Raw genomic sequence first — 238 nt, 5'->3', positions numbered from 1 at the left:
GTAAGCATCAATATCAAACCCCAGTATTTGCTCAGCGATTTTTCCTTCATAGTCTTACAGCACCAGGCAGATCAGTCCTTTCACGATTAGGGCATCAGAATCTGCCGCAAAGTGGTACCGGACGTTTTCACAGCGCTTCACTAACCACACCTGGCTCTCACAGACACTGACTTTCACTTCGTCTTCTTTGAGCGTATCCGGCCGGGCGGGGAGCTGTTTTCCCAGCTGAATCACCTGA

1 protein-coding gene is annotated in these 238 nt (G+C 50.0%); it reads right to left on the bottom strand.

Annotation, left to right across the window (positions count from 1 at the left end; genetic code table 11):
- Positions 1-54: 54 nt before the first annotated feature.
- On the bottom strand, positions 55-238 hold a 184-nt coding region (locus ACYP03_RS27900), incomplete at its 5' end, for a SufE family protein (RefSeq protein ID WP_459782924.1).

It is taken from the genome of Photobacterium sp. R1, assembly GCF_054600795.1.
Note: the sequence above shows the minus strand (reverse complement) of the source record. Positions and strands in the feature narration are given on the sequence as shown.